The sequence below is a fragment of the Streptomyces sp. YIM 130001 genome, assembly GCF_003574445.1.
Taxonomy (GTDB): Bacteria; Actinomycetota; Actinomycetes; order Streptomycetales; family Streptomycetaceae; genus Streptomyces.
Genome location: NZ_KZ984562.1, coordinates 111,650 through 136,281, shown reverse-complemented (window position 1 = coordinate 136,281; position 24,632 = coordinate 111,650). Strand labels below are relative to the sequence as shown.

Annotated in this window: 20 protein-coding genes and 3 pseudogenes; 13 read left to right on the top strand and 10 right to left on the bottom strand. The window is 70.5% G+C overall.

Annotated features, from left to right (window positions below; all coding sequences use genetic code 11):
* The first annotated feature begins 297 nt into the window (after positions 1-297).
* From DSC45_RS25220 to DSC45_RS25195, 6 genes are all read left to right on the top strand, one after another.
* Complete coding sequence (locus DSC45_RS25220; protein WP_119294217.1) at positions 298-1,893, top strand: ABC transporter substrate-binding protein; 1,596 nt, start codon at positions 298-300, stop codon at positions 1,891-1,893.
* A 69-nt stretch (positions 1,894-1,962) separates the two neighbouring features.
* Entirely contained in the window at positions 1,963-2,913 is a 951-nt protein-coding gene (locus DSC45_RS25215) for an ABC transporter permease (RefSeq protein WP_119294216.1), read from the top strand.
* Between the two features lies 1 nt (position 2,914).
* Positions 2,915-4,888, top strand: a complete 1,974-nt coding sequence (locus tag DSC45_RS25210) for a dipeptide/oligopeptide/nickel ABC transporter permease/ATP-binding protein (RefSeq protein WP_119294215.1) — start codon at positions 2,915-2,917, stop codon at positions 4,886-4,888.
* Positions 4,885-5,934 (top strand): oligopeptide/dipeptide ABC transporter ATP-binding protein, encoded by a 1,050-nt coding sequence (locus DSC45_RS25205; protein ID WP_119294214.1) that lies wholly within the window; start codon positions 4,885-4,887, stop codon positions 5,932-5,934. The genes DSC45_RS25210 and DSC45_RS25205 overlap by 4 nt, the downstream gene beginning before the upstream one ends.
* Positions 5,931-6,866: a dihydrodipicolinate synthase family protein gene (locus DSC45_RS25200; protein WP_119294213.1), complete on the top strand. Its 936-nt coding sequence runs from the start codon at positions 5,931-5,933 to the stop codon at positions 6,864-6,866. The genes DSC45_RS25205 and DSC45_RS25200 overlap by 4 nt, the downstream gene beginning before the upstream one ends.
* A 140-nt stretch (positions 6,867-7,006) precedes the next feature.
* The gene (locus DSC45_RS25195; protein WP_162929348.1) at positions 7,007-7,840 is read left to right on the top strand and encodes a class I SAM-dependent methyltransferase; all 834 of its coding nucleotides are present in this window, start codon (positions 7,007-7,009) and stop codon (positions 7,838-7,840) included.
* Between the two features lie 21 nt (positions 7,841-7,861).
* Here the strand turns inward: DSC45_RS25195 and DSC45_RS25190 are convergent, their stop codons facing one another.
* Positions 7,862-8,377, bottom strand: coding sequence for a MarR family winged helix-turn-helix transcriptional regulator (locus DSC45_RS25190; protein ID WP_119294211.1), 516 nt, complete (start codon positions 8,375-8,377; stop codon positions 7,862-7,864).
* A 262-nt stretch (positions 8,378-8,639) separates the two neighbouring features.
* On the opposite strand from DSC45_RS25190, the gene DSC45_RS25185 reads away from it, so the two are divergent.
* Positions 8,640-10,202 carry an MFS transporter gene (locus DSC45_RS25185; protein ID WP_240434846.1) on the top strand — a complete coding sequence of 521 codons (1,563 nt, stop codon included), beginning with the start codon at positions 8,640-8,642 and terminating at the stop codon, positions 10,200-10,202.
* Between the two features lie 40 nt (positions 10,203-10,242).
* On the opposite strand, the gene DSC45_RS25180 is transcribed toward DSC45_RS25185, so the two are convergent.
* The 4 genes from DSC45_RS25180 to DSC45_RS25165 all read right to left on the bottom strand — a co-directional run bounded on the left by DSC45_RS25180 (position 10,243) and on the right by DSC45_RS25165 (position 14,490).
* The gene (locus DSC45_RS25180) at positions 10,243-10,836 is read right to left on the bottom strand and encodes a TetR/AcrR family transcriptional regulator (protein ID WP_119294314.1); all 594 of its coding nucleotides are present in this window, start codon (positions 10,834-10,836) and stop codon (positions 10,243-10,245) included.
* A 292-nt stretch (positions 10,837-11,128) separates the two neighbouring features.
* Positions 11,129-11,572, bottom strand: a complete 444-nt coding sequence (locus tag DSC45_RS25175) for a nuclear transport factor 2 family protein (RefSeq protein WP_119294209.1) — start codon at positions 11,570-11,572, stop codon at positions 11,129-11,131.
* A 99-nt stretch (positions 11,573-11,671) separates the two neighbouring features.
* Entirely contained in the window at positions 11,672-12,751 is a 1,080-nt protein-coding gene (locus DSC45_RS25170) for a winged helix DNA-binding domain-containing protein (RefSeq protein ID WP_119294208.1), read from the bottom strand.
* 44 nt (positions 12,752-12,795) lie between these two features.
* The gene (locus tag DSC45_RS25165) at positions 12,796-14,490 is read right to left on the bottom strand and encodes an MFS transporter (RefSeq protein ID WP_119294313.1); all 1,695 of its coding nucleotides are present in this window, start codon (positions 14,488-14,490) and stop codon (positions 12,796-12,798) included.
* Positions 14,491-14,606: 116 nt separating this feature from the next.
* Here DSC45_RS25165 and DSC45_RS25160 point away from each other — a divergent pair, with 116 nt between their 5' ends.
* The gene (locus tag DSC45_RS25160; protein WP_119294207.1) at positions 14,607-15,521 is read left to right on the top strand and encodes a TetR/AcrR family transcriptional regulator C-terminal domain-containing protein; all 915 of its coding nucleotides are present in this window, start codon (positions 14,607-14,609) and stop codon (positions 15,519-15,521) included.
* Positions 15,522-15,539: 18 nt separating this feature from the next.
* Here DSC45_RS25160 and DSC45_RS25155 read toward each other — a convergent pair whose 3' ends face one another.
* Both DSC45_RS25155 and DSC45_RS25150 read right to left on the bottom strand, forming a co-directional pair.
* Positions 15,540-16,268, bottom strand: coding sequence for an alpha/beta fold hydrolase (locus DSC45_RS25155; RefSeq protein WP_119294312.1), 729 nt, complete (start codon positions 16,266-16,268; stop codon positions 15,540-15,542).
* Between the two features lie 122 nt (positions 16,269-16,390).
* Complete coding sequence (locus DSC45_RS25150; RefSeq protein WP_162929343.1) at positions 16,391-16,870, bottom strand: hypothetical protein; 480 nt, start codon at positions 16,868-16,870, stop codon at positions 16,391-16,393.
* Between DSC45_RS25150 and DSC45_RS36605 the strand changes: the two are divergent.
* Positions 16,826-16,945: pseudogene (locus tag DSC45_RS36605) on the top strand (NUDIX hydrolase); the annotation flags it as partial. The gene DSC45_RS25150 and the pseudogene DSC45_RS36605 sit on opposite strands and share 45 nt — an antisense overlap.
* 703 nt (positions 16,946-17,648) lie before the next feature.
* Here DSC45_RS36605 and DSC45_RS25140 read toward each other — a convergent pair.
* Positions 17,649-18,629: an AraC family transcriptional regulator gene (locus DSC45_RS25140; protein WP_240434837.1), complete on the bottom strand. Its 981-nt coding sequence runs from the start codon at positions 18,627-18,629 to the stop codon at positions 17,649-17,651.
* Positions 18,630-18,669: 40 nt separating this feature from the next.
* Between DSC45_RS25140 and DSC45_RS25135 the strand changes: the two genes are divergently transcribed.
* From DSC45_RS25135 to DSC45_RS36950, 4 genes and pseudogenes are all read left to right on the top strand, one after another.
* The gene (locus DSC45_RS25135; RefSeq protein WP_119294205.1) at positions 18,670-19,584 is read left to right on the top strand and encodes an alpha/beta fold hydrolase; all 915 of its coding nucleotides are present in this window, start codon (positions 18,670-18,672) and stop codon (positions 19,582-19,584) included.
* A gap of 394 nt (positions 19,585-19,978) precedes the next feature.
* Positions 19,979-20,680, top strand: coding sequence for an SDR family NAD(P)-dependent oxidoreductase (locus DSC45_RS25130; protein ID WP_240434845.1), 702 nt, complete (start codon positions 19,979-19,981; stop codon positions 20,678-20,680).
* Between the two features lie 12 nt (positions 20,681-20,692).
* Positions 20,693-21,016: pseudogene (locus DSC45_RS36955) on the top strand (hypothetical protein); the annotation flags it as partial.
* Between the two features lie 606 nt (positions 21,017-21,622).
* On the top strand, positions 21,623-22,747 hold the full coding sequence (locus tag DSC45_RS36950) for a GAF and ANTAR domain-containing protein (protein ID WP_346426678.1): 1,125 nt from the start codon (positions 21,623-21,625) through the stop codon (positions 22,745-22,747).
* Between the two features lie 22 nt (positions 22,748-22,769).
* On the opposite strand, the pseudogene DSC45_RS25115 reads toward DSC45_RS36950, so the two are convergent.
* Both DSC45_RS25115 and DSC45_RS25110 read right to left on the bottom strand, forming a co-directional pair.
* Positions 22,770-23,113, bottom strand: a pseudogene (locus DSC45_RS25115) (hypothetical protein).
* Positions 23,114-23,346: 233 nt separating this feature from the next.
* Positions 23,347-24,468 carry a hypothetical protein gene (locus DSC45_RS25110; RefSeq protein ID WP_205571422.1) on the bottom strand — a complete coding sequence of 374 codons (1,122 nt, stop codon included), beginning with the start codon at positions 24,466-24,468 and terminating at the stop codon, positions 23,347-23,349.
* Positions 24,469-24,632 lie beyond the last annotated feature (164 nt).

Genomic DNA, 24,632 nt, shown 5'->3' with positions numbered 1-24,632 from the left:
TCTTGACCCCTCTCGGTAGGTCGGGCTACCTTCCCACGTTATCAGGGCATCAGACGTCTGATGTCTGATGCTTGAAGCCATCGAGGCCGAGGACGGGGCCGTTCACGCCGTGCGGCACCGCACGGCGACGCCCCGCCGATCGTCCGCCGGTGACCTGACCGCCACCGCCGCTGCTGCCGCCACCTGCACCTCTGCCGACCCCACTGCCGTCCAACTCAGTCTCGCCGCACCGGAGTTCGGCTCCGTCCGGCTTCCCGCGCCATCGCTCGTCACCGCTCCGTACGTCCTGGAGGACCCGTGCCCGATCCCCGAATCGCCGGCTTCGAACGCCGCACCTTCCTGCGTGCCGCGAGCGCCGTCGGCGCGACGACGGCCTTCGCCACCACCCTGACCGCGTGCGGTGGCCCGGCCTCCAACACGGAGGGCGGTTCGGGCGCCGGCGGTGCGAGCGACACGATCGAGGCGGGCTTCTCCTATCCGCTCTCGACCGGCTTCGACCCGATGATCACCTCGGGCGCGACGCCCTACGCGGCGAACATGCACATCTTCGAGGGGCTGGTGGACCTCGATCCGGCCACCCTGGCAGCCCGGCCGACCCTCGCCACCGAGATGCCGAAGAAGATCAACGCCACGACGTACCGCGCGACGCTGCGCGAGGGCGCCACCTTCCACGACGGCTCCGATGTCACCTCCGAGGACGTCGTCTTCAGCTTCGAGCGCATCCTCGATCCGAAGAACGCGTCGCTGATGGCGCAGTTCGTACCGTTCATCGACACGGTGAAGGCCGTGGACAAGCGGACGGTGGAGTTCAAGCTCAGGTATCCGTTCGCGCTCTTCCCGTCCCGGATCGCGGTCGCCCGGATCGTTCCGAAGAAGATCGTCGAGGCCGATGTCAAGGCCTTCGACGCGAAGCCGGTCGGCTCCGGCCCGTACCGGTTCGTCGAGGCAGTGCGCGAGAACAAGATCGTGATGTCGGCCTACGACAAGTACAACGGCCCGCATCCCGCGAAGGTCAAGAAGCTGGTCTGGCGCCTGATGTCGGACCCGTCGGCCCGCGTCAGCGCGATGGAGTCCGGCCGCGTGCAGGCCATCGAAGACGTGCCGTACATCGACGTGAAGCGGCTCGCCGGGACCACGAAGACCAAGTCGGTGCAGTCGTTCGGTCTGCTCTTCCTGATGTTCAACACCGAGGACGAGCGCTTCGCCGACAAGCGTGTGCGCCAGGCACTGCACTACGCCCTGGACACCGAGAAGATCATCAAGACCGCGATGGTCGGCCAGGCGGAGGCCGCCACCGGCTACGTCCCGGCCACGCACCCCGACTACCACAAGGCGTCGACGGTCTACACGCACGACGTCGCCAAGGCCAAGAAGCTGCTCGCCGATGCCGGAGTGGCGGACCTGTCGTTCACGCTCCTGGTCGCCGACACCGGCTGGGTCAAGGACATCGCCCCGCTCCTCAAGGAGAGTTGGCAGGCGGCCGGCATCGAGGCCAAGCTGAACATCGCCCAGTCCCCCGCCCAGTACGCCAAGGTCGACAAGGGCAACTACGAGGTTCTCGCCGCCCCCGGCGACCCCTCGGTGTTCGGCAACGACGTCGACCTGCTGCTGCGCTGGTTCTACTACGGCATCTGGCCCGAGACCCGCTACGGCTGGGCCGAGAGCGCCGAGTACAAGAAGGTCAAGAAGCTCCTCGACCAGGCCGCCCAGTCCGCCGACGAGGACAAGCGCAAGCAGCTGTGGGGCGAGGTGACCGACCTCGTCGCCGACGAGGCCCCGCTCTACCCGATCCTGCACCGCAAGCTGCCCACGGCCTGGTCCGACGAGGCGCTCTCCGGCTTCAAGCCGCTGCCCACCACGGGCCTGTCGTTCATCGACGTGGCACGCGCCTGACCATCGGCATCGGCCCGGGGCACCCAGCGCGCCCCGGGCCCGATCCGCCCGACCGCTAGGAACACCTCGATGGTTGCTTTTCTCCGGCTCGCGATGCGGCGCGTCGCCATGATGCCGGTGATGATCCTCGGTATCGCGCTGCTCGTCTTCGTGGTACTTCAGTTCTCCCCGGCAGACCCCGCCCTGCAGGCGCTCGGCGAGGGCGCCAGTCCCGCGGCGCGCGCCGCCTTCGAAGAGGCGAACGGTCTCAACGACCCGCTGCCGCTGCGCTACCTGACCTTCCTCCAGCAGCTGGTCCAGTTCGACCTCGGGGTGACCGTGCCCCCGAGCCAGCCGGTCGGTGACCGGATCTCCGCCGCCTTCCCGCTGACCCTGCAGCTCACCTTCCTCGGCCTGCTGCTCGCGGTGGTCCTCGCCGTCATCGGCGGCGTGCTCGGCGCCGTGTACCGCGACCGCTGGCCCGACCAGCTCTTCCGCGTCCTGTCGATGGCCGGTGTCGCCATCCCCTCGTTCTGGCTCGGTGTGCTGCTCATCCAGCAGTTCTCACTGAACGTCAAACTCTTCCCGACCGGCGGCTACACCAACCCGGCCGACTCCTTCAGCGGCTGGCTCAACTCCATGGCGCTGCCCGCCGTTTCGCTGGCCGTCCCGGTCGCCGCCTCGCTCGCCCGCCTGGTCCGCACCTCGATGGTCGCCGAACTCGACCGCGACTACGTACGGACGGCCCGCGGCAACGGACTGCCGAACAGCCTGGTGATCCGCTCGGTGCTGCGCAACGCGCTCGTCACCCCGCTCACCGTGCTCGGCGTGAAGGTCGGCTATCTGCTCAGCGGCGCGGTCGTGATCGAGGCGATCTTCGACCTGCCCGGCATGGGCAAGCTCATTCTCGAAGGTGTCACCGGCGGCGATGTCGCCCTGGTGCAGGGCACCGTACTGACCATCGCCATCGCGTTCCTGGTGGTCAACGTCATCGTCGACCTGCTCTACCTGCTGGTCAATCCGCGCATCAGGACGGTGTGACATGTTCGCCACCGGCTCTCTGGCCACCAAACTCTCCCGGCCGGGCATCGCCTTCCGCAGGCTCCCGACCACCTCCCGCATCGCACTCGGCGTCCTGCTCGTCGTCATCCTCGGTGCCGTACTCGCCCCGCTGCTCACGCAGAATCCGCTGGCCACCGGCACACCCGTGCAGGCCCCGAGCGGCGAGCACTGGTTCGGCACCGACCGGGCCGGGCGCGACGTCTTCGCCCGCGTCGTGCACGGCTCGCGCTACTCGCTGATCATCGGACTCGGCGCGACCGCCGCCTCCCTCGTACTCGGCTCGATCCTCGGGTCACTCGCCGCCACCTCGCGGGGGCTCGGCGACGAGTCCGTGATGCGGACCCTCGACGTCGTCATGTCGTTCCCGCCGATCGCGCTCGCCGCGGTGCTCGTCGCGGTCTTCGGCACCAGCGTCCCGGTCATCATCTTCACCATCGCCTTCGTCTACACGCCGTCCCTGGCCCGGGTCGTACGCGCCAACGTCCTCGCCCAGTACGGCGAGGACTACGTGGCCGCCGAGAAGGTGATCGGAGCGCGCCGGGGCTTCATCGTGGTCAAGCACGTCGCCGTCAACTGCATGGCGCCGGTCATGGTGTTCGCGACCGTCATGGTCGCCGAGGCGATCATCTTCGAGGCCAGCCTGTCCTTCATCGGCGCGGGCGTGCAGGACCCCGACCCCAGCTGGGGCAGCGTCCTCGCCTACGGACGGCAGATCCTGCTGGCCGGCGGCTGGTGGGCGACGTTCTTCCCGGGCCTCGCCCTGCTGATCACCGTGCTCGCCCTGAACATCCTCTCCGAGGGCCTCACCGACGCCTCGGCCGCGCCGAAGGCGGCGGCCGCCCCCACCACCGAGAACGCCGACGAGCCGGCCCCCGACGTGCAGAAGGACCCCTCCGGCCCCGACGTCGACGCCGCACTCGCCAAGCTCGCCGCACGCGTCAACGCCACCGAGCCGCACATCAAACCCGTCGCCGAGGACGCCACCGAACTCCTCGTCGTACGCGACCTGTCCATCCGCTTCCCGGACCGCTACGGCGACACGGCCGTCGTCGACTCGCTGAACTTCACCGTGCACGAGGGCGAGACCCTCGGCCTCGTCGGCGAATCCGGCTGCGGCAAGTCGATCACCAGCCTCGCGGTGATGGGCCTGCTCGCCCGCAACGCCGAGACGAGCGGCGAGATCCTGTACCGCGGCAAGGACCTGCTGAAGCTGCCGCCGAAGCAGCGGCACGCCCTGATGGGCCCGGAGATCGCGATGGTCTACCAGGACGCCCTGTCCTCCCTGAACCCGTCGGTCCTGGTCGGCACCCAACTGCGCCAACTGACCTCGCGCGGCGGCACCAGGACACCCGCCGAGCTGCTCGGTCTCGTCGGCCTCTCGCCGGAACGCACCCTGCGCAGCTACCCGCACGAACTCTCCGGCGGCCAGCGCCAACGCGTCCTGATCGCCATGGCCCTGTCCCGCAACCCGCGGCTGCTGATCGCCGACGAGCCGACCACCGCGCTCGACGTCACCGTGCAGGCCCAGGTCGTCGATCTGCTGGTCGAGCTGCGCGACGAACTCGGCTTCGCCATGGTCCTGGTCAGCCACGACCTGGCCCTGGTCGGCGATCTCGCGCACCGCGTCGCCGTGATGTACGCGGGCCGACTCGCCGAGACCGGCGCCATCCGGTCCGTACTCACCGACCCGTCGCACCACTACAGCCGCGGCCTGCTCGGGTCGGTCGTCTCGCTCGAGGCGGGTGCGCAGCGGCTGCACCAGATCCGCGGAGTGGTGCCGGCGCCACGGGAGTTCGGGACGGGCTGCCGGTTCGCCTCCCGGTGCGCGGCCGTTACCGACACCTGTCGCACGACACCGCCCGACATGACCGTCCGAGGCGACGCCCACGACCACGGCTTCGCCTGCCACCACCCGGCCGAGGCCGCCGTACAGCTGGAGGAGAGCGCCCTGTGATCAGGCTCGACAGCGTCCACGTACGCCACAAGGCGCGCAGCGGAGGCCTGTTCCGGCGGGATGCCGTGTACGCGCTCACCGACGCGACCCTGGAGATCGGCAAGGGCGAGATCGTCGGGATCGTCGGCGAGTCCGGCTGCGGAAAGTCCACCCTGGCCCGGGTCCTGATCGGACTACAGAAGCCCACCGAGGGCCAAGTCGCCTTCCATGGCGGTGACTTGTGGAAGATGACCGGTTCCGACCGGCGTGACAACTTCGGTTCGTCCGTGGGCGTCGTCTTCCAGGATCCCGCCACGGCGCTCAATCCGCGGCTCACCGTCGAGCAGATCCTGCGCGACCCGCTCGACGTGCACCGGCGCGGCAGCCGCGAGGAACGCACGGCCCGGGTGCGCGAACTCCTCGGCCTGGTCGGCCTTCCCGGCCACACGCTCGGATCGCTGCCGGGCCAGCTCTCCGGCGGCCAGCGCCAGCGCGTGGCGATCGCCCGCGCCCTGGCGCTCGAACCGGAGCTGATCGTCGCCGACGAACCGACCTCCGCGCTCGACGTCTCGGTCCGCGCCCAGGTCCTCAATCTCCTCATCGACCTGCGCGAACGCCTCGGCCTCGCCCTGGTGTTCATCTCCCACGACATCCAGACGGTGCGCTACCTGGCCGACCGGATCGCCGTGCTCTACCTCGGCCGCATCGTCGAGCAGGGCCCGGCCGAGCAGGTCGCGTCCGCGCCCCGCCACCCCTACACCGAGGCACTGCTCTCGGCGACGCCGAGCCTGCTCGAGACGACCGAACGCATCGTCCTGACCGGCCCGGTCCCCTCGGCCACCAACCCGCCGTCGGGCTGCCCCTTCCGTACCCGATGCCCCTCGGCCGACTCGGCGTGCGCCGGGGTGTTCCCCGAGCCTTCGACCGGCACGGGCGGACACCGCTGGCACTGCGTCCATCCCCGAACCCCCGACACACCGACGTCCCTTCCCGAGGCCCAGCTCTCAACTCCCGGGCCCGACACCGGAACCCCGGCCCCCGCAACGTCCGCAAGGAGCCACGCATGACCGCTCGCGCCCCCCGCTACACCGGCGTGATCCCGCCCGTCGTCACCCCGCTGACCCCCGACGGCGACATCGACCGGCCCTCGCTCGAGCGGGTCGTCGGCCATCTCATCGACGGTGGCGTCAGCGGACTCTTCGCCCTCGGCAGCTCCGGCGAGACGGCGTATCTGACGCCCGCGCAGCAGGACGAGGTGATCAAGGTCATCGGCGCGGCCTCGGCCGGTCAGGTGCCCGTGGTCGTCGGCGCCATCGAGACCACCACCAACCGGGCCGTGGGGCGCGGGCGCGCCGCCGTCGGACTCGGCGCGGACGCCGTCGTCGTCACCGCGCCGTTCTACACCCGCACCCACGACACCGAGATCGACCGGCACTTCCGTACGATCGCCGCGGCCCTCGACGTCCCGGTCCTCGCCTACGACGTGCCGGTCTGCGTACACACCAAGCTGACGCCCGAAATGCTGCTGCCGCTCGCCGCGGACGGGGTGATCGCCGGAGTGAAGGACTCCAGCGGCGACGACGGCTCGCTGCGGCGGCTGATCATCGGCGCGCGGGCGCTGCCGGAGTTCTCGGTCCTGACCGGGCACGAACTCGTCGTGGACGCCGCCATGTTGTCCGGCGCCGACGGCTCGGTGCCGGGCCTCGGCAACGTGGACCCGCACGGCTACGTACGCCTCCACGAGGCCGCCGTACGCGGCGACTGGGAGACGGCCCGCGCCGAGCAGGACCGCCTGGTCGGCCTCGCCGGGATCTTCTCGGCCGCCGACGGCACCACGGCCTCCGCGACCGCGGCGGGCCTCGGCGCCTTCAAGACGGCCCTGATGCTGCGCGGCGTCATCACGTCCCACACCATGAGCCCGCCGATGCGCGCACTCGACGCCGCCGAGACAGCCCGGGTGGCCGAGTGCCTGGACCGGGCGGGGCTCACGCGGGCGTAAGCCGTGGCCGCACGGTCCTGGTCGCCTGCCGCACCCTGAGAGGTACGAGGGTGCCCGAGGGGCGGAGCGGATGTTCCATGGAAGTACATCCGGCCGTCCCTCCACCGCGACGGCTGCCTTGCGAGCCGGGGGAGCAGCGCGTGAGCGAGAACGAGCGGACGTCTCAGTCGTATGTGATGGACAGTACGTCCGAGGAGACCCGGCGGCTGCAGCTGCAGAGCGCGGTGTACCGGCAGGCCTCCGAGCATCTGCTGCGGCGCGCCGGAATCGTCCCCGGGATGCGGGTCCTCGACGTGGGGTGCGGCCCCGGGGACGTGAGCATGCTGCTGGCGGAACTGGTCGGGCCGAGCGGTTCGGTGATCGGCGTCGACCTCGACGAGCACCTGCTCGGCGTCGCCAAGGACCGGGCTGCCGCCGCGGGGCTCGGCGACCGGATCGAGTTCCGGCAGGACGACATCACCGCTCTGGCCCTCGACGGACAGGTGGACGCGGTGGTCGGCCGCATCATCCTGCTGCACCTGCCCGACCCGGCCGGCGCTCTCGACTCGTTGCGTCAACTGGTCCGTCCCGCGGGGCTGGTGGCCTTTCTCGAGCTCACCATGTCCGTGTTCCGCTCCATGCCCTCGGTGCCGCTGGTCGAGAAGTCCCGCTCCTGGGTGATCGACGCCTTGCTCGCCGCGGGAGTGGATCCGTACGCGGGGGACAATCTGGCGGCGATGTTCCGCGGCGCGGACCTGCCCGTCGACGGCATGGCCACCGCCTCCCCCGCGTTCGTGGACCCCGCGCAGGCCGCCGACCTGCCCGCCGCGACCGTCCGCGGCCTGGCCCCCGTACTGATCGCGCACGGGATGATCACGGCCGAGGAGCTGGACACCGACACCCTGGAGAGCCGGCTCCGCGAGCAGCTCACCACCTCTCGCGCCACCGTCTTCATGCCCCAACTGGTCGGCGCGTGGAGTCGGTTGCCGGCCTGACCGCACCGCAGACCCAGGGTCTCAGCCCGCGCTCCCGCCGGCGCCCGGCCCCGGCGGCCGGTACTCGTCGCCGAGCAGGGCGTCCATGGCGCGGGTGAGGTGACCCACGAAGTCCTCGAACTCCTGGAGCCGTTCCGGGGTGTAGCGCGCCATCTCGGCCGTCATCCGGGTCGAGTACGGGCCGAAGAATTCCTCCGCACGCGGCCGGATGTCCGGACTGCTGCGCAGGGTCACCACCCGGCCGTCGGTGGCCTCACGGGTGCGGACGACGTGTCCGGCCTGCTCGAGCCGGTTGAGCAGGATCGTCGTGGCGCCCGAGGACAGGCCGATGCGCGCGCGCAGCCGGGCCGGCGACAGCGGCTGGCCCTGGTCCTCCGCGAAGAGGATCTCGGTGAGGGCCACGGCATCGGTGGAGTGCAGGCCGAGCCACTCCGCGAAGCGCCGGGTGAACTCGGCGTAGTTGGCGCCGTAGGCGCGCAGACCGTCGATGACCCGGACGTGCTGCGCCGTCATGCGGTCGAACTCGGGCTTCGCCATCCCGTACTCCACTCTCCGTCCGGCGCGGATCGCCGTTCCACCACGTCGATTGACAACCTACCCTCCGAGTTTTACCTTTGCCACAAAGCTATTTAGCTTTGTCATAGAGGTACTTTCTCGTACTCTCCGTGGCGGGGCGGACTGGAGCGGGGTCGTGGTGGACAGCACGGATCGGCCGGAGGGCGGGGCGACAGGGGCGAAGGGCGGAACGACAGGTGCGGAGCCGTCGCCGCACCCCCACCCCTGGCTCGGTCTCATCGCGGTGGCCCTCGGCGTCGCCCTGATCGTCGTCGACCTGACGATCGTCAACGTCATCCTGGCGCCGGTCATCGACGACCTCGGCATCAACTCCGTCCAGGCACAGTGGATCCAGGAGTCGTACGCGATCGTCTTCGCGGCGCTCCTGCTGATCACCGGACGGCTCTGCGATCTGCTCGGAGCACGCCGCGTCTTCGTCGTCGGCCTGCTCGTGTTCGCCGCGACGAGCCTGCTGGCCGCGCTCGCGCCGAGCGGTGCGCCGCTCATCCTGGCCCGGTTCCTGCAGGGTGTGGGCGGCGCGATGATCCTGCCCGCCTCCCTGGCCCTGGTGAACGCGACGTTCTCGGGCCGGGCCCGCGGGCAGGCGTTCGCCGTCTGGGGCTCGACGATCGGCGCCGCCGCGGCGGTCGGGCCGCTGCTCGGCGGCTACCTCGCGGACCACTCCTGGCGCTGGGCCTTCGGCATCAACATCCCGCTCGGGGCACTCATCCTCGTCGGTGTCCTGCGGTACCTGCCCGTGTCGCCGCGCCGCCCCGGCCGGGTGGACCTCGCAGGCGGCGCCCTGTCCGCGGCCGGGCTCGGGCTGCTGGCGTTCGGTCTGATCGAGGGCCGCACCCACGGCTGGCTGCTCACCACGCAGCCGCTGGGGGCCGGCGGCCTGTCCTGGTCCGGCGGCCCCTCCCCCACCCTGACGGCCTTCGCACTGTCGGCCTGCGCGCTCCGGGCGTTCTGGCGCCGCCAGTCCGCACTCGCCCGCCGTGACGCCCAACCCCTGGTGGACGTACGGCTCTTCGCCCTGCCCTCCTTCCGCAACGGCAACGCGGTGACCCTGCTCGTCGGCCTCGGCGAGTTCGGGATCATCGCGGTGCTGCCGCTCTGGCTCCAATTCACCCTCGGCTACAGCGCGTTCCAGGCCGGCCTGGCACTCGTCGCCCTGGCCGTGGGCAGCTTCTGCGCCAGCGGGATGAGCTTCTCGACGTCCGCGTCGGCGCTCGCCCAGGTACGGGCCGGACTCACTCTCGAGGCCGTAGGTCTCACGCTGCTCGCCCTCGTCGCCGCGGCGGACAGCCCCTGGTGGCCCATCGCCCTCGCCCTCTTCCTGTACGGGACCGGAGTGGGCCTCGCCACCGCCCAGGTCACCAACGTCGTCCTGGCGGACGTGCCCGCCGAGAGCGCCGGACAGGGCTCCGGCATCCAGAGCGCGGCGCGCGAACTCGGCGCGGCCCTCGGCATCGCCGTCCTCACCACCCTGTTCTTCAGCACTCTGTCCTCCGGCCTGTACGACCGGCTCAGGTCGGACGGGACTCCGGCCGCTGCCGCGGAACACCTGAGCGGGACGGTCACGGACAGCGCGGGCTCGGCCATCCCCGCACTGTCCGCCGACCCACGGACCGAGGCGGCCGCGCAGTCCGCGCGCGAGGCGATGACCACAGCGCTCCAGTGGTCCGGCCTCCTGGCGGCGGGACTGCTGGTACTCGCCCTCGCGGCCACGCTGTCGATCGGGCGGCGGAGGTCGTCCCCATCGGGGGAGCTCGGCGATCGAGGAGGTGCGGAGTCGGCCCCGTAGGAACTCCGGGCAGGCTTGCGATGCCCGAACAACCCCTGCTTCAGGGCTTGATGGAGTTCCAGATCCGGTCCGGCAGGACGGCCGCGGCCTCATCGAGGTCGACGTCGCCGAGGCCCGAGACCCAGCGGCGGGCCACAGCGACGACCGGGCCCATGATCAGCGCCTCGAGCAACGGGGTGGACAGCGGGGCGAGTTCTCCTGCCGCCACGTACCCGTCGAGCCACTCCGCCAGCGGCGAGAGCCGCGCCTCCTGAGCGTCGCGAATCCGCCGTGTGTCCGCCATTCCGTACCGGTCGGCGTAGGCCGAGTGCAACAGACGGGCGGCGTCCGGGTGTTCCTGGACGAAGGTGAGATAGCCGCTGACCAGGTCCTGTACACCGGACCGCGCGGAACGGGACCGGGCGACCGCCGTGACGAGTGCTTCGAGGAGGCGGCCGAGCCAGCGCCCGAGCAACGCCTTCATCAGCCCGTCCACACTGCCGAAGTGGTGGTAGAGACTGCCGAGGCTGACACCGCTCGCTCCGGTGAGGGCACTGACCGTGACGCCCTGTTCGCCGGATTCCGCATACAGGCGGAGTGCTGTGTCCAGGAGACGGGCGGCCGTCTCCTCTCCACGCTGCTGCTTCGGACTCATGGTGGACATCAGCGTAAAGCACGCAGATTCCGCTTCCGGACGCCCGTTTCTAGAGCGATCTTCTAGAAATGCCTTCCACTTCGGCACATCGATGGTCCAGACTGATCCCGCGCCCGAGCCTGCGCCGGTCCGCCTGCGCTCAGGGGGAGCAACGCGGGACGGCACGGACCGAACGGGACCGTGCCCGGACCGGCCTCGGGGGAGGCTCGGGCGCGAACCTCTCACGGGGCGCGTCTGCGACGAGGTCCTTCCGCACGGCGCCGTCCCCGCCGCCCCGTCGTGCCGGCGGCTCCTACCGTCCTTCGGTGTCGAACGCCCGGTGAACGGCGAGGCTGTCCTCGTAGATGTGGTGCCGGACCACCAAGCCGCCCTCGAAGGTGAGGTGCATGGCGAACCGAGCGCGGTACGCACGTCCGGTGGGCCGGGCGGCCTGGCGGATCTCGCCGGTCACGACGGCGTCGTTCCCGTCGACGAGGATGCGCTCCACCTCGGTCGCCACCTGGTCCGGCACGTGGTGCTCGGCAAGTTCGCGATAGTGCGCGGCCGCGTCGGCCCGGGTGGACCGATGACGGATCCAGGGCGTGGCAGCACGGCCGTGCTCGGACTCCGGCCAGTTCAGCTTCCATTCGCCCCGCTCGGCGTACAGCTCCGCGATGTGGTCGGGGTCGCCCGCACCGATCCTGCGAAGCAACTCCTCCACCGCGGTACGTGTGTTCATGGACGTGGCTGTGGACATGCTCGGCCCCTCCGTCTGATCCGCGGTCCGCTCACGCGGCGAAGCCTCAGGCTAGCCAGCGGTGTTCAGCGGGGGCGATTACCTCGGAGGTAGGCAAGGTCAACCCCGCAGCGCACCCTGGTCGCCGGACGCGTGGAAGCGGGCCACGTCGGCGCTCTCGCGGGCGATGCCCGCCACCACTCCCGCCGTGAACGGCTCGCTGCCGGGGAACGGCTCCACCCGCGGCTCGACGCCGCCACGCCCGCCCGACCAGGTGCCCACCGCCCGGCCGTCGACCATGACCGTGGGACGGATCATCCCGCCGCCGGGCCAGACCCGGCGCTCGTCCGCTGCGGGTACGGACAGCTCTCTACTCCCGTACGCCAGAAGGTAGTTGTCGAAGGCGGGGAGCAGCCGCACATCGGGTTCCGGGGCACCGGCGGAGCCGTCCTCGCCCGTCGCCGCCTCCCCGGCCGCGCTCGTCCCGGCTTCCGCCCAGGCCCGTTGAGCCACGGACTTCCGCAACCCGCTCCAGCGGGCGAAGTCTTGAGCATCGCTCGGCCCGTGTGCCGACCGGTACCGCCGGGCAAGCTCGACCTCCGCGTCCCGGCCGGAGAAGGAGAGCGGACCGGAGTCCGGCAGCCAGTCGTCGAGCAGTACGAAGGCCGCCTCCCCGTCCCGATGCGGACCGTGGCAGATGAGCCCCGACAACGCAGCCCGACGAATGAGGTGAAAGGCGGACTGGCCTCGCCTTGGGACGCCCGACGTCCCGAGCAGAGCCGTCAGTTGCGTCCGGTTCAACGGACCTTCACCGTCGATCGCCCGCACGATCAAACGCTCGGCCCGCGCGCACATCCCCTCGTCGAGGCCCAGCTCACGCAGTCGACGCGCGCCCCGCGCGAGGTGCACCGGACCGAACAGCCCCAGCAGCCGGCGGACATCGGCGGCGGGCACGATCTGAAGCGTGCCCCGCATGAACCACCCGCGTACCGCGGTGCGTTCGACCTCGATGGCATCCCGCACCCCGTCCGCGTCCAGGCCGACGACACGAGCGCGCAGCCCCAGACCGGCGGCACCGAAATCCTGCGCCTGAACGGCACACACCTGCTCCAGAGCACCGGCGACGGACGCGGCCCTCGCCTGCCCGCCGACCAGCTGCGCGCGTGCCCTCGACAGCCGGCGCCCCGTACTCGTGTCCACAGCTCCCCTTCTCGCGGCCGCCCGCCTCGCGCAAGCGCACGCAGTCAACGCCCCTTGTACTCAGCCGACTTACCGCGATCCGCCGCCCCATCCGCCGCCCTCCCGGACACGGACGCCGGGGTCGGATCCGCGGTCGAGGTCGAGGCCGACGTCGCCGCCGACGTCGCCGCCGGAGCCGGAGCCGAAGCCGAAGCCGACGATACGGACGGACCCCCGCCCCCAGCCACCCCCCGCAGCACCAGCACCGAGACCACCCCCGCCGCAGCCATCACCCCGGCCGCGGCGACCGCCGCCAGGCCCATGCCGTGGGTGAAGGCCTCACGCGCGGCCGTCAGGAGCCGGTCCGCGTCCGCGCCGGGCAGTCGGCCGGCCACCGCCGCCGCGCCGCCCAGCGTTTCGCGTACCGCCTCCCTCTGGCCGGCGTCCGGCAGCAGGCCGGGCGGCACCGCGTCGGCCATGTCCCGGCCGTATACGGCGGCACCGATCGACCCGAGCAGCGCCATGCCCAGCGAACCACCCAGCTCCTGGCCCGACTCGAGCACGGCCGCGGCCGATCCGGCGCGGTCCGGCGGGGCGGCGCCGAGGGCGAGTTCGTTGGCCAGGGTCATCGCGGCGACCAGACCACCGGCGTAGAGCGCACCGCCGGCCAGGGTGAACCACAGGGGCGAGTCGACCCGTACCTGCGTCATCCACAGGAAGCCGCACGCGGACAGCAGGAAGCCGCCGGCCATCACATGAGCACGCTCGAAGCGTTGCGCGAGCACCGCCGCGCACGGTGCCACGACGGCCACCCCGGCCGCCGGCACCAGGCTCCACAGGGCCGCCTCGAAGGGCCCCAGACCGAGTACCGACTGCAGGTACTGCGTGAGGAAGACGGCCATCCCGACCGTCGCGAACATCGCGAGCAGGTTGGCGCACACCGGACCGCCGAACGCCCGCCGCCCCAGCAGTCCGAGGTCGACCATCGGGTGCGCCGCGTGCCGCTGCCGCAGGACGAAGACCACCCCGAGCACCAGACCGGTGGACAGCGCGAGCGCGGGCAGCGGGTGCCAGCCGTCCCGGGCCAGCTCCTTGAGCCCGTGGATGAACGGGAGCAGCGCGGCGAGCGACAGCACCGACCCCGGCAGATCGAAGCGGCCGTCGGGCCGCGGCCTGAACTCCGGTACCAGGAACGGTACGAGGACCAGCAGCAGCACCATCGCCGGCAGGTTCACCAGGAACACCGACCCCCACCAGAAGTGCTCGAGCAGCAGCCCGCTGAGCACCGGCCCGAGCGAGATCCCGGTGGTCATCACGGCCGTCCACACGGTGACCGCGACGGCACGCTGGCGGGCGTCGGCGAAGAGGTTGCGGATCAGGGCGAGCGTCGAGGGCATCAGCGCGGCGCCACCGATGCCGAGCAACGCCCTCGCGGCGATGAGCAGTTCGGACGTGTGGGCGTACGCCGCGAGCACCGAGGCCGCGCCGAAGACGGCGGCTCCCGCGAGGACGAGACGGCGCCTGCCGATCCGGTCACCGAGCGCTCCCATGGTGATGAGCAGCCCGGCGAGCACGAAGCCGTACATGTCGAGGATCCACAGCTGCTGCGTCGCGCTCGGCGCCAGATCCTCGCTGACGTAGGGGATGGCGAAGTACAGGATCGAGACGTCCATCGAGACGAGCAGCAGCGGCAGCATCAGTACGGCGAGGGCGATCCATTCCTTGCGGCCCGCGCGGGGGCCGGGTGCTGTGTTCTCCATGTCCGCCACCAGAACCGAACACCTGCGTACGCCACAAACACCCCCCTAGTGCACCTCCCCCTATCCCCTGTACCACCTGCCATATTCACCATCTGGTGCACTAGTACAGTTCACCCATGAGCACCGCCCCGCCCTACCTCCGTATCGCGGCCGGCATCCGTCGCCGTATCGAGTCCGGCAGCCTCGCACCCGGCGACCCGGTGCCGTCGACGCGGCGGATCACCGAGGAATGGGGCGTGGCGATGGCGACCGCCACCAAGGCGCTGGCGACGCTGCGGCAGGAGGGTCTGGTGCGGGCCGTGCCCGGAGTCGGCACGGTGGTCACCGAGCCGACGACCGAACGCCGGGTCGCGCCGGGCGCGGCCCTGACCCGCGAACGCATCGTGCGCACCGCCATGGCCCTCGTCGACACCGAAGGACTCGCCGTCCTCTCGATGCGCCGCGTCGCGACCGAGTTCGGCGTCTCCACGATGGCCTTGTACCGACACGTGCCGAACAAGGGTGAACTGGTGCGGCTGATGTCGGAGGCGGTGTTCCAGGAGGAGCCGCCGGGCCCGGTCCCGGTCGGGTGGCGGGCCCGACTGACCCGCGAGGCACGGTGGTTGTGGTCGGCGTACGAACGTCATCCGTGGCTCGCACGGGCGATGGCGTCCCTCACCCGACCGATGGCGTCCCCGCACGCGATGCACTACGCGGAACGCGTCCTGAGCTCGGTGAAAGGCCTCGGCCTCAGCCCGGAGCAGATGCTCCACATCCATCTGAGCGTCCTCGGATACGCCCAAGGCATCGCGCTCGCCATCGAGTCGGAGTCGCAGGCCCGGCAGGACACCGGCATGTCACCCGAGGAGTGGATGGCCTCCCACGAGCCGCGGATGGAGCAGATCCAGACGTCCGGCGCGTACCCGGTCCTCTCCACCCTCTTCGGCGACGGCGACTTCGACCTGGAGCTCGACTCCCTCTTCGAGTTCGGCCTGGACCGCCTCCTGGACGGCATCGAGACCCTGATCGAGCGCCAGCGGCGCCGACCCTGATCAGGGTCGCCCGAACCGTCAGGCGGTATCCAGTTCCCGGGCGAAACGCCGTACCGCGTCCGTAAAGGCCTCCGGCTGGTCGAAGTTGACCAAATGCCGTGCCCGCGGGATGAGTTCGATACGCGCCTGCGGGTGCTCAGCCGCGAACTCCCGCTCCCCGGCCCGGAACACCATGTCCTTCTCGCCGTTCAGGATCAGCACCGGCGCCGCGACGTCCCGCATCGCCTCCGCGCCGAACCGCCCGAGCACCTCGCCCCACGCGGCGGGCAGCGCAGCGAAGCCGTACCCGGCCCGCACGGTCGGACCCGCCACGTCCGGCGTGTACATCCGGCGCAACAACCAGTCGTTCCACCGCGTCAACCGCTCCTCGGAGACTCGCGGCACCAGACCTGCCACCCAACGGTACGGAGTCGCCCACCGGCCCCGGGTCGAGGCGCTGGCACCCGCGAGCACCAGTCCGCCCAGCAACTCGGGCCGCACCCGCGCGAATTCGAGCCCGACGTACCCGCCGAGCGAATGCCCGACGACCAGAGCGGGACCCCGGCCGAGCGCATCCACCGCCTCCGCCACGACCTCCGCGGCCGCAGCCAGGCTCCACGGCTCACCACGCCGCGCCCCGTGCCCGGGCAGATCCACCGCCTCGACGTCGAACTCCTCGCGCAGCGGCCCCAGTTGAGGACTCCACTGCGCCGCACTGAAACGCGTCCCGTGCACCAGAACGATCCCCGGCGCCCTCCCGCTGACCATCCCCGCCACCACCCCGACATCGACACCCAGACATCGACACCCGGACATCGACACCCGGACCAGCGCCCGGACAGGCGCCCGGACAGGCGCCCGGACTTCGGCCGACTGTAAGCGACCCGCCCCTACCCCACCCGCCGGCCCCGACGACGCAGCAGCACGATCCAGCCACCCAACGTCGCCACCCCACCGACCGCGGTGAGGCCGATCCCGAATCGGCTCGGCGCCGAGACCTCGATGGTCAGCGCGACCGTGTCGTTCCCGGGCGTGCGGTCGCACTTGCCCACCGCATGGACCGCGCCCCGGGCGCCGGGCACCTTCCGATCGACGCGGATGCGCACGTTCAGCGTGCCCTCGGCGCCCTTCTCGCCGGCCAGGTCGTCGAGGGCCTCCGTCCACAGCGGGCAGATCCGCACGCCCGGCCGGCCCGGCGCATCTCGGCAGGCGTCGGGCATGGGACCGCCATCCACCTCGTACGGAGCTCCGACGTCCGTCGTGCCCTCGGGCGGCTCGATCTCGAAGTGGTCGGGGTTGAGTCCGGGCGGGCGGCCGCCGTTGACGTCGCGCACACCGAAGAACTGGCCGCACTGACATGGGTCGCCCACGGCGAGATCCCGGAGTACGTGCCGTACAGGCTGTTCGTGCCGGTACAGCGACACCTGGACGCCGCTCCGCGGTAGCTCGCGGCGATCCGAAGGACAAGGCGAGAGCCCAGGCCAAGGCGGGCAAGAGGGCCGAGAGCACCGGAAGCCCAAGAAGTAGGCCCCCGAGCGGCTCCGCTCACCCAAGCACTCCCACGGCAGCCCCGCCGCGCGGCCCGGCACGCGCCGAACATGAAAAAACCCCAGGTCACGGCGAGTGATCCCTGGGGTAATTCCGAGCCGCCTTCGGGATTCGAACCCGAGACCTACGCATTACGAGACCGAGAGCGATCGTGCCGAGTGGTGCCGCGCCGTGCTCCCTGATGACGTTTTCCCAGATCAGACCATGTGCGCCGGTCTTCCCCGTGCGGCCTCGTACTGGCTCGTCCAAAGGCGTCTGTCCACCGGCTGTCCACCGGAGCGCCCCTCCGGGCGGCTTCCAGTGACCATTGAGTTGCGCGCGTGGGACGACCCGAACCGACATGACCCCTCCGTCCGACGCACTTGTCAGAGTCTCACAACTGCTGCTCGCGCTCTCGGCGACCTCCTCGCTCGATGTTGCGACCCAGCCGATGTGGGTGGTGCGGCACCGGGTGTGAGTAGCCAGGGTCCAGAAAGCGCCGCCGAGATTTACCTTGCAGGGGTCGGGCTATTCCGTCGGCGCCTCGCTCTGGAAAGCGCGGACACCTTGCTCAAGGGGCTTCTCGTGCGGGCCCGAGTGGGGCGGGGCATCGGCGTCGAACTATGCGAGCTGAGTTTGCAGTCGTGCTTCGTCGCGGTAGTACCGGGGGGACGTTCCGACGACGCGCCGGAATGCCGTGCTAAAGGCGCTCTCCGATTCGTAGCCCGTCGCGGCGGCCAGCTCGGAGATGGAGCGGGTGTCGCTGCGCAGAGCGTCGCGGGCCAGGCTCATCCGCCATTCGATGAGGTAGGTCAGGGGCGCTGTGCCGACCTTGGCCTTGAACGTGGCGGCGAACGCGGACCGGGACATGTGGCTGATCGCGGCGAGGTCGTCGAGCGTCCAGCGCCTGCCGACGTTCGCATGCATGGCGCGCAGGGCCGCGCCGATGCCGTCCTCGACCAGGGCACCGAGCCAGCCGATGGGCCGGTCGGTCTGGTCGGCGTGGACGCGCAGCATGTGGACGAGGATGAGCTGGGCGAGATGCTCCAGGACCAGGGACCGGCCGACGCCGGCGGATTCCATCTCCGCGACCGTGAGGGCGGACAGGTTCGACAAAAGGGCCCCGCGCGGGTCGCCTGCCCGGACGAGGACGACGGGCGGCAGCACGTCGAAGAGCACCGAGGCGTTGGCCTCCTCGAAGACGAAGTCGATGCAGCAGACGTAGGTGTCCTCGTCCGCCGTCGCACCGATGCGCACCTCGCCGCCGGTCTCGCGCTCGTGGAACACCGTGGCCCGGTCCGCAGGCACGTCGAAGGCGCTGGCCAGGGTGTACGCGGGGGGATTGTTCAGCAGGAAAAAGTCGCCCTTGCCCAGGAGCAGTTGCTCGCAGCCCTCCACCTCCATCCAGCACTCGCCGTCGAGGACGACGCCCAGCTTCACGTGCGCATAGGGGGCGAAGCGCACGGCCCAGGGCGAGGCGGCGTGCACCCGCGCAGGGACGACGGCCTGCGTGCGCAGCAGGCGCAGTACGTCGACGATCGGGTCGCCTGATCCGACAGCGCCACCCCTGCTGGACGATGCGTAAAGTTTCTCAGAAGACACATTATTCATCATACGCGCGGGTGCTCCTACGGTTAAGCCCATGAGCAACGCACAGACGGTGCCCGCAACCGGCACCCCCACCACAGACGCCCTGCCTGCCAAGAACTACAAGATGATCGATGCGCTCGACCACCAGCTGCGGGTGTACGACGAGGGGCCGACAGACGCGCCGACCCTGGTGATGTTCCACGGCGCCCCGCACAACTCCCTCGAATTCCGCTTCAACGTACCCGCGCTCGTGCAGGCCGGATACCGCGTCGTCATCCCGGAGCACCTGGGTGCCGGCGGATCCGACCGCCCCGAAAACGTCGAGCTGTACGCGGGCCACCACGACTACGAGCGCGCCCTGGCGGTCGTCGACGCCCTGGGCATCGACACGTTCTACGTAGAGGGCGGCGACCGCGGAAGCCTCCCGCTGTGGATGCTCGCGGCCCTCAACCCCGAGCGGGTCCTCGGGCTCATCTCGGAGAACGTCAGTCACCTCAACGGCTTCTTCATCGACCCGGCCCTCGACCAGCGCAAGCGGTCCTGGTACATGTCCTACTTCCAGTTTGAGGCCGCGGAAGAAGCGCTTCGCGCAAACGACTGGGCACTGGCCCGGGAGTTCTTCGACTGGCACCCCGACATGGAGCACATCATCGCCGACTGGGAACGGCCCAACGGCCTGAACGCCAGCTGGCTCAACTGGTACCACGCGACCGTCCACCCCGACCACGCCCCCAAGGCCGAGCCGCTGCTCGACGTGAGCGTGCCCGTCCTCCAGCTCTACTCCATGAACGACCCCTACATCGGCCCGGAGCAGCTGATCACCGGCCGGGAGTTCATCAAGGGCCCCTTCACCCTCAAGCGCATCGGCGGCGCCGGGCACTTCATCGCCCGCAACGCCCCCGACGTGTTCAACCGCGAGGTCATCACGTGGCTCGACGCCCGCGAGAGTGAGCGCCGCGGCAACTGAGACCAACCGGGGAAAGCCCGTCCGCGGAACGAGCCTCGGGCGACCCACCCCGCTGCGCCGCAGCCTATCCACGCCCGGGTCGCCCGAGGGGGCGGCGCCTACCGCCGCCTCCTTTCTGGACGATCAATGAAGTTTCCCGGACTTCACGTTATGGAATGCGCCGGCCCACATCCCGCACAGTGAAGAAAGCGGGCCACCTGGACAGAGTGCCCGGACCCGGACGGCCCTCAACTCAGTCCCTGCCCGCAGTGCTCGCTGCCCAGACGGCTGAAGCATGGCGCAGCACGCGAACGACCGAACAAATCCCCTTCTCGGTAAGGAACTACCCATGTCGAAGTCGCTCACCGGAAAGACCGCCCTCGTCACCGGAGGCTCGCGCGGAATCGGGCGCTAGATCGCCGAGCGCCTCGCGCAGGAAGGCGCGCTCGTCGCGCTCACCTACAACGCCAGCAAGGACGGTGCCGAAGAGACGGTCGCCACGATCGAGAAGGCCGGCGGGAACGCTTTCGCGCTCCACGCTGACCTGGCCGACGCGGAGTCCATCCCCCACCTGTTCAACCGTCTCGACGACGACTTCTTGCAGCGCACGGGAACCCGGACCCTCGACCTGCTCATCAACAACGCAGGAAACTCGGGCTGGGGCAGCCTCGCGGACGCCACACCGGACAGCTGGGACACCATGTTCGCCGTCCACGCCCGCGCCCCCTTCTTCATCGTCCAGTCAGCGCTGAGCCGCATCGCGGACGGCGGACGGATCATCAACGTCTCCTCCGGCGCCGCCACGCGACCGATGCAAGCCGTCCCCGTCTACTCCATGGCCAAGGCCAGCATCAACAACCTCACCCACGCCCTCGCGATGGAGCTCGGCCCCCGGGGCATCACTGTGAACGCCGTCGCCCCCGGCTGGGTACGCACCGACATGAACGCAGCCGTCCGCGAGAACACCGAGATGACAACCGCGATCGAGGCCGACACCGCCCTGGGGCGCTTCGGCGAAGTCACCGACATCGCCTCCGTCGTGGCCTTCCTCGCCTCCGACGAGAGCCGCTGGGTCACCGCCCAGATCATCGAAGCAAGCGGCGGGTACAAGCTCTGATCCCGGCGTCGCGTGGCTGGCGTCCGCAAAGTGCCGCTGAGATTCGTGGTGCTGGCCGGCTACCTGGTGGATGCTCGATCTGACGGGGCAGGGGGCGGCGCGGGTGGAGCTGCGCCGGATGACGGCCGGGGATCGGCCGGCGGACGCGGCGTGAGCCGGGAGCTCCGCCTCCTTACCGCCCGGCAGGAAGCGGTCCTGGCGGTGAGCCGGGTGTGGCTCACCGAGCACGGACACGGGCCCACGGTGAGGGAGATCGGTGCCCGGGTCGGTCTTGCCAGCACCAGTTCCGTGGCCCACCAGCTCGGCCGGCTCGAAGCACGGGGCCTGATCTCCCGGACCGGCCGGGACTGGAGCACGTGCGTCCTGGTCAAGGAGCCGCCCGCACGACGGCCGGGCCTGCGGAGCCGGGGGCCCGGCGTGGGAGCGGACGGGTATGGGCGACGACCTGCCCCCTGACCTTTCGTGTGTGCGGATCCTGGAGATATGGGCGGCCCGCTACCTTACGCTATCCGTGCTCGGATCGCGGCCGTCGAGCGGCAGCAGGCCCAGCAGCAGCCCCCGGCGCCCACGGCCGCGCCTCCGTCGCGGCCCGCCGCCGGGCCGGGCCATGCCCGTACACCGGAATGGGGCCTGGCGGAGGCCGGTATCGGGGCCCCCACCACCGAGGTGCACCGAGGTGACTGCTGGGCCCGGGGCCGGTCGTTGGTGGCGGTCAGTGCGGAGCGTGCCCGCCGTCACCGAGCTGGCTGGTGGTGCGCAGCCGTGCGCGGTGTGCCGCCCGGACCGCGTGTTCAACCGGCAGTAACTCAGCGAGGTGCGCGAGGGCTTGGGGTAGTTCGGTGGGGGTGGTTGTGGCCGAGAGCACTCGCGTGAGTAGTGGAGCTCGGGGCAGATAGCTGGTGGTAGACACAAGGACCGGGTCTTGCAGGAGGCTGGGTCGGGATGGGTATGGACTGGCAGCGTTTCGCGCAGCAGATAGCGGCGATGGCGCATGACTTGCTGGAGCAGGAGTCGCTGGCCGGGACGCTGGAGCGGATCGCCGGGTCGGCGACGGAGCTGGTCGAGGGATGCGACGCGGCCGGGATCCTGATCCTGCGCGGCGACAAGGTGCAGACGCTGGCGGCGACCGGGGCGTTGGCCGAGGAGAGCCATCGGTTGCAGGAGCGCCTGAAGGAGGGGCCGTGTTTCGACGCGGCCCGCCGCCGGGACGGGGAGCGGGTCTTCCGGATCCCCGACATGACCACCCTTCAGCAGCGATGGCCCGCTTTCGCCCCTCGGGCGGCCGAGCTGGGCATCGGCAGCATGATGGGCTTCCTGCTGTTCACCGACGAGGAGAACCTCGGTGCCCTGAACCTCTACTCGCGGCTCCCGGGCCGGTTCACCGAGACCAGCGAGACAGCCGGGTGGGTGCTCGCCTCCCACGCCGCCATCGCCCTGTCCAGCGCCCGCAACCACGCCCAGTTGGCGGAGGCCGTGACCACCCGGCATGTGATCGGTGAGGCCATGGGCATCCTGATGGCGAGACGCCGTATCGCCGAGAACGAGGCGTTCAACGTGCTGCGCGGCTACTCGCAGAACAACAACGTCAAGCTCTGGCGGTGTGTGAGCAGGGGGCCCTGCCGCAGTCCTGACCCCGGCCGGGGGGGGGCGGGTCCCCCGGCAGCCGTTCCGCACCGGGGGCCCTGGGCCCGGTGGGGGCGCCTGCGCGGCCTCGGCGTAGGCCTCCTGGAAGCGGAGGATGCAGGGGGTGCTTCCTGGGAGAAGAAGGAGGAGTGGCCGACCGGCCCATCGACCGAAAGTGCGCCAAGCGGGCACTCGGGCCTGAGGCCAGGACGCACCGGCAGCGCCCGCCCCGCTCCACCCGACTTCGGCAGACTTCGCCGAGCACCAGGCCCGGTGCCGCGCTGGATAGGGCCTGCGGCAGACCGCGCCGTATGGGTGTGCGGGACAGGCCCGGGTCCCCGGAGGGCCCGGACCTCTGGTGCCGGTGGCGGCCCTGCCACCGGCACCAGGCCCCGCCCAGGCCTCCGCCGTAGGGCTGAGCGCGGTAAAGCACTTATGCGGTGAACCGCGCCCCGGCGCTGCAGGGTCAGTTGAAGACGACGGAGCGGACCTTGAGCCGCTCCGAAGCACCGCCGGTGTGGGGTCGCAGGGGGAAGGAATCGCCCTCGCAGTCGGTGCCGGTGAAGACGGTCGCCCAGGCATCTGTGCGGTTCTTGGGCGAGTGGGCGGGCCGTGGGTTGTCCTCGCCGACACCAGGAAGGTTCAGACACTGGCCGCTGGGCGGGCTGTTGAGGAAGCCCGAGGCCTCGTATCCCTCCACGGTCGTGTAGTCGTAGCGGAACTGCCCGGTGGCGGCCGACGCCGAGGCGGGGTGGTGATGAGGAGGACGCCGACGCCGAGAGCGGCGGCCAGGGCGGAACGAAAACGCATCGACAGATCTTTCTACTGGGGGAACGTTGCCGTGGCTGTGCCTGCCCGACGAGCCCGAGCCGCACCCCTCCTTCACCCTTACGGACAGTGACGAAACGTGCTGCTCCCTCGAATGGCCCGCGGGTGCGGGTCGCGGCCATTCTGGTCCGCTCAATAATCCGGCCCTCGACGTCGCGGCCTCAGTTCGTCTGGGCGCCGATGGATTCGGCGTATGCGGGGGCCCGTCAATCTGCCTAGTCGCCGCGGTCGTCCCGCAGGGCGCGGCGACGTTCCTGCTCACGTTTGGGGTACGCGGCTGCCCGGATCGCTTCGTCGCTTTCAAGGCCCGATCCCAGTGCGCCGCCCACCGTGGCGACCGAGGCTACGAACCAAGACAGCGTCCAGTACTCCGTCGCGTGAAGCGGGTTCCGGGTCATGGAGGCGAACACCTGGTCGTTGAGGATGAACAGCGCCCACAGCAAGTTGATAACCAGCAGACCCACGTAGCAGACGAGCACCCCGATCCCCACGGTCAGGACGGTTGAGGTGTTGTAGAGCCGGGCTTTCTGTTTCTCCTCCGGCGAGCCTCGCCCTGTTCGATGCCACAGATTCGCGTCTACGATCAACCAGCCGATCATGAGTCCAACGGAACCGACCATGGCGATCACGAGGCGTGGCGTGCTCAGGGACGCGGCCAGGCTCCAGACGGTGGAGTTCACGGTGGCGATGGCTCCTGTGGCGAGTGCGGCCGCCAGGGCCTTGGACAGCCCCGGCACCAGCCGCCACGGCCGGTTGGCGCGGACCATACCCACGAGCACTCTGAGGTATCCGCGCGGGCCGCCGGTGACGTAGCGCAGATCGACGGGTTCCTCCTCATCGACCGGGCCCCGGCGGACAGGTGCGAGAGGACCATCGAAAGGCTCCAGCGGTGGCTGGCTTCGCAAAGCTCCCTCAACCCCGTGGGCCCTCGGGCTTGCCAAGCTGAGCACGGCCTCTTCCACGGCCCGCCGCGCCTTCTTCTGCAGCCGCCAGCCCCCCAAGGACGGAAGAGACAGCAGCGCAACGCCGTGTTCGTGATTCAGATCCACGACGAGCTTGCGCCTGTGGGAGTGCAGCGGAAGGTCGGTGAGGGCCACGACGATGTCCCAGTTCTCGGCACTTCCGCGGTCGATGACCCGGCTCATCAAGGTGAGTGGGTCCTCGGTTCCTGCGGTGAAGGGCTCGCTGACCACTCTGACGTCGAACCGTCGCCCCTGGCCTGATTTGCCGGCGAGCCGATCAGGAAGCATCCGGGCCATGCGCTGCGCGATCTCCGTCGGGGCATCCGGGTCCGCGAGGAGAACCACGTTCGTAACGCCCTGCGATGCCGCCGCCATGGCAGGACCCTTCTGGTCGGCTCTTCCCGCGAACGCAGGTGTCCACAGGATGCCCCCGGGATGGCACCGTCGCCACGCGAGTGTCCGGCTCGCGCCGACAGGTACAGGTGATGCGGCCAGGACTCCTCCGGCACCCCGAACACCCGCTCACGCCCGAACCGCAT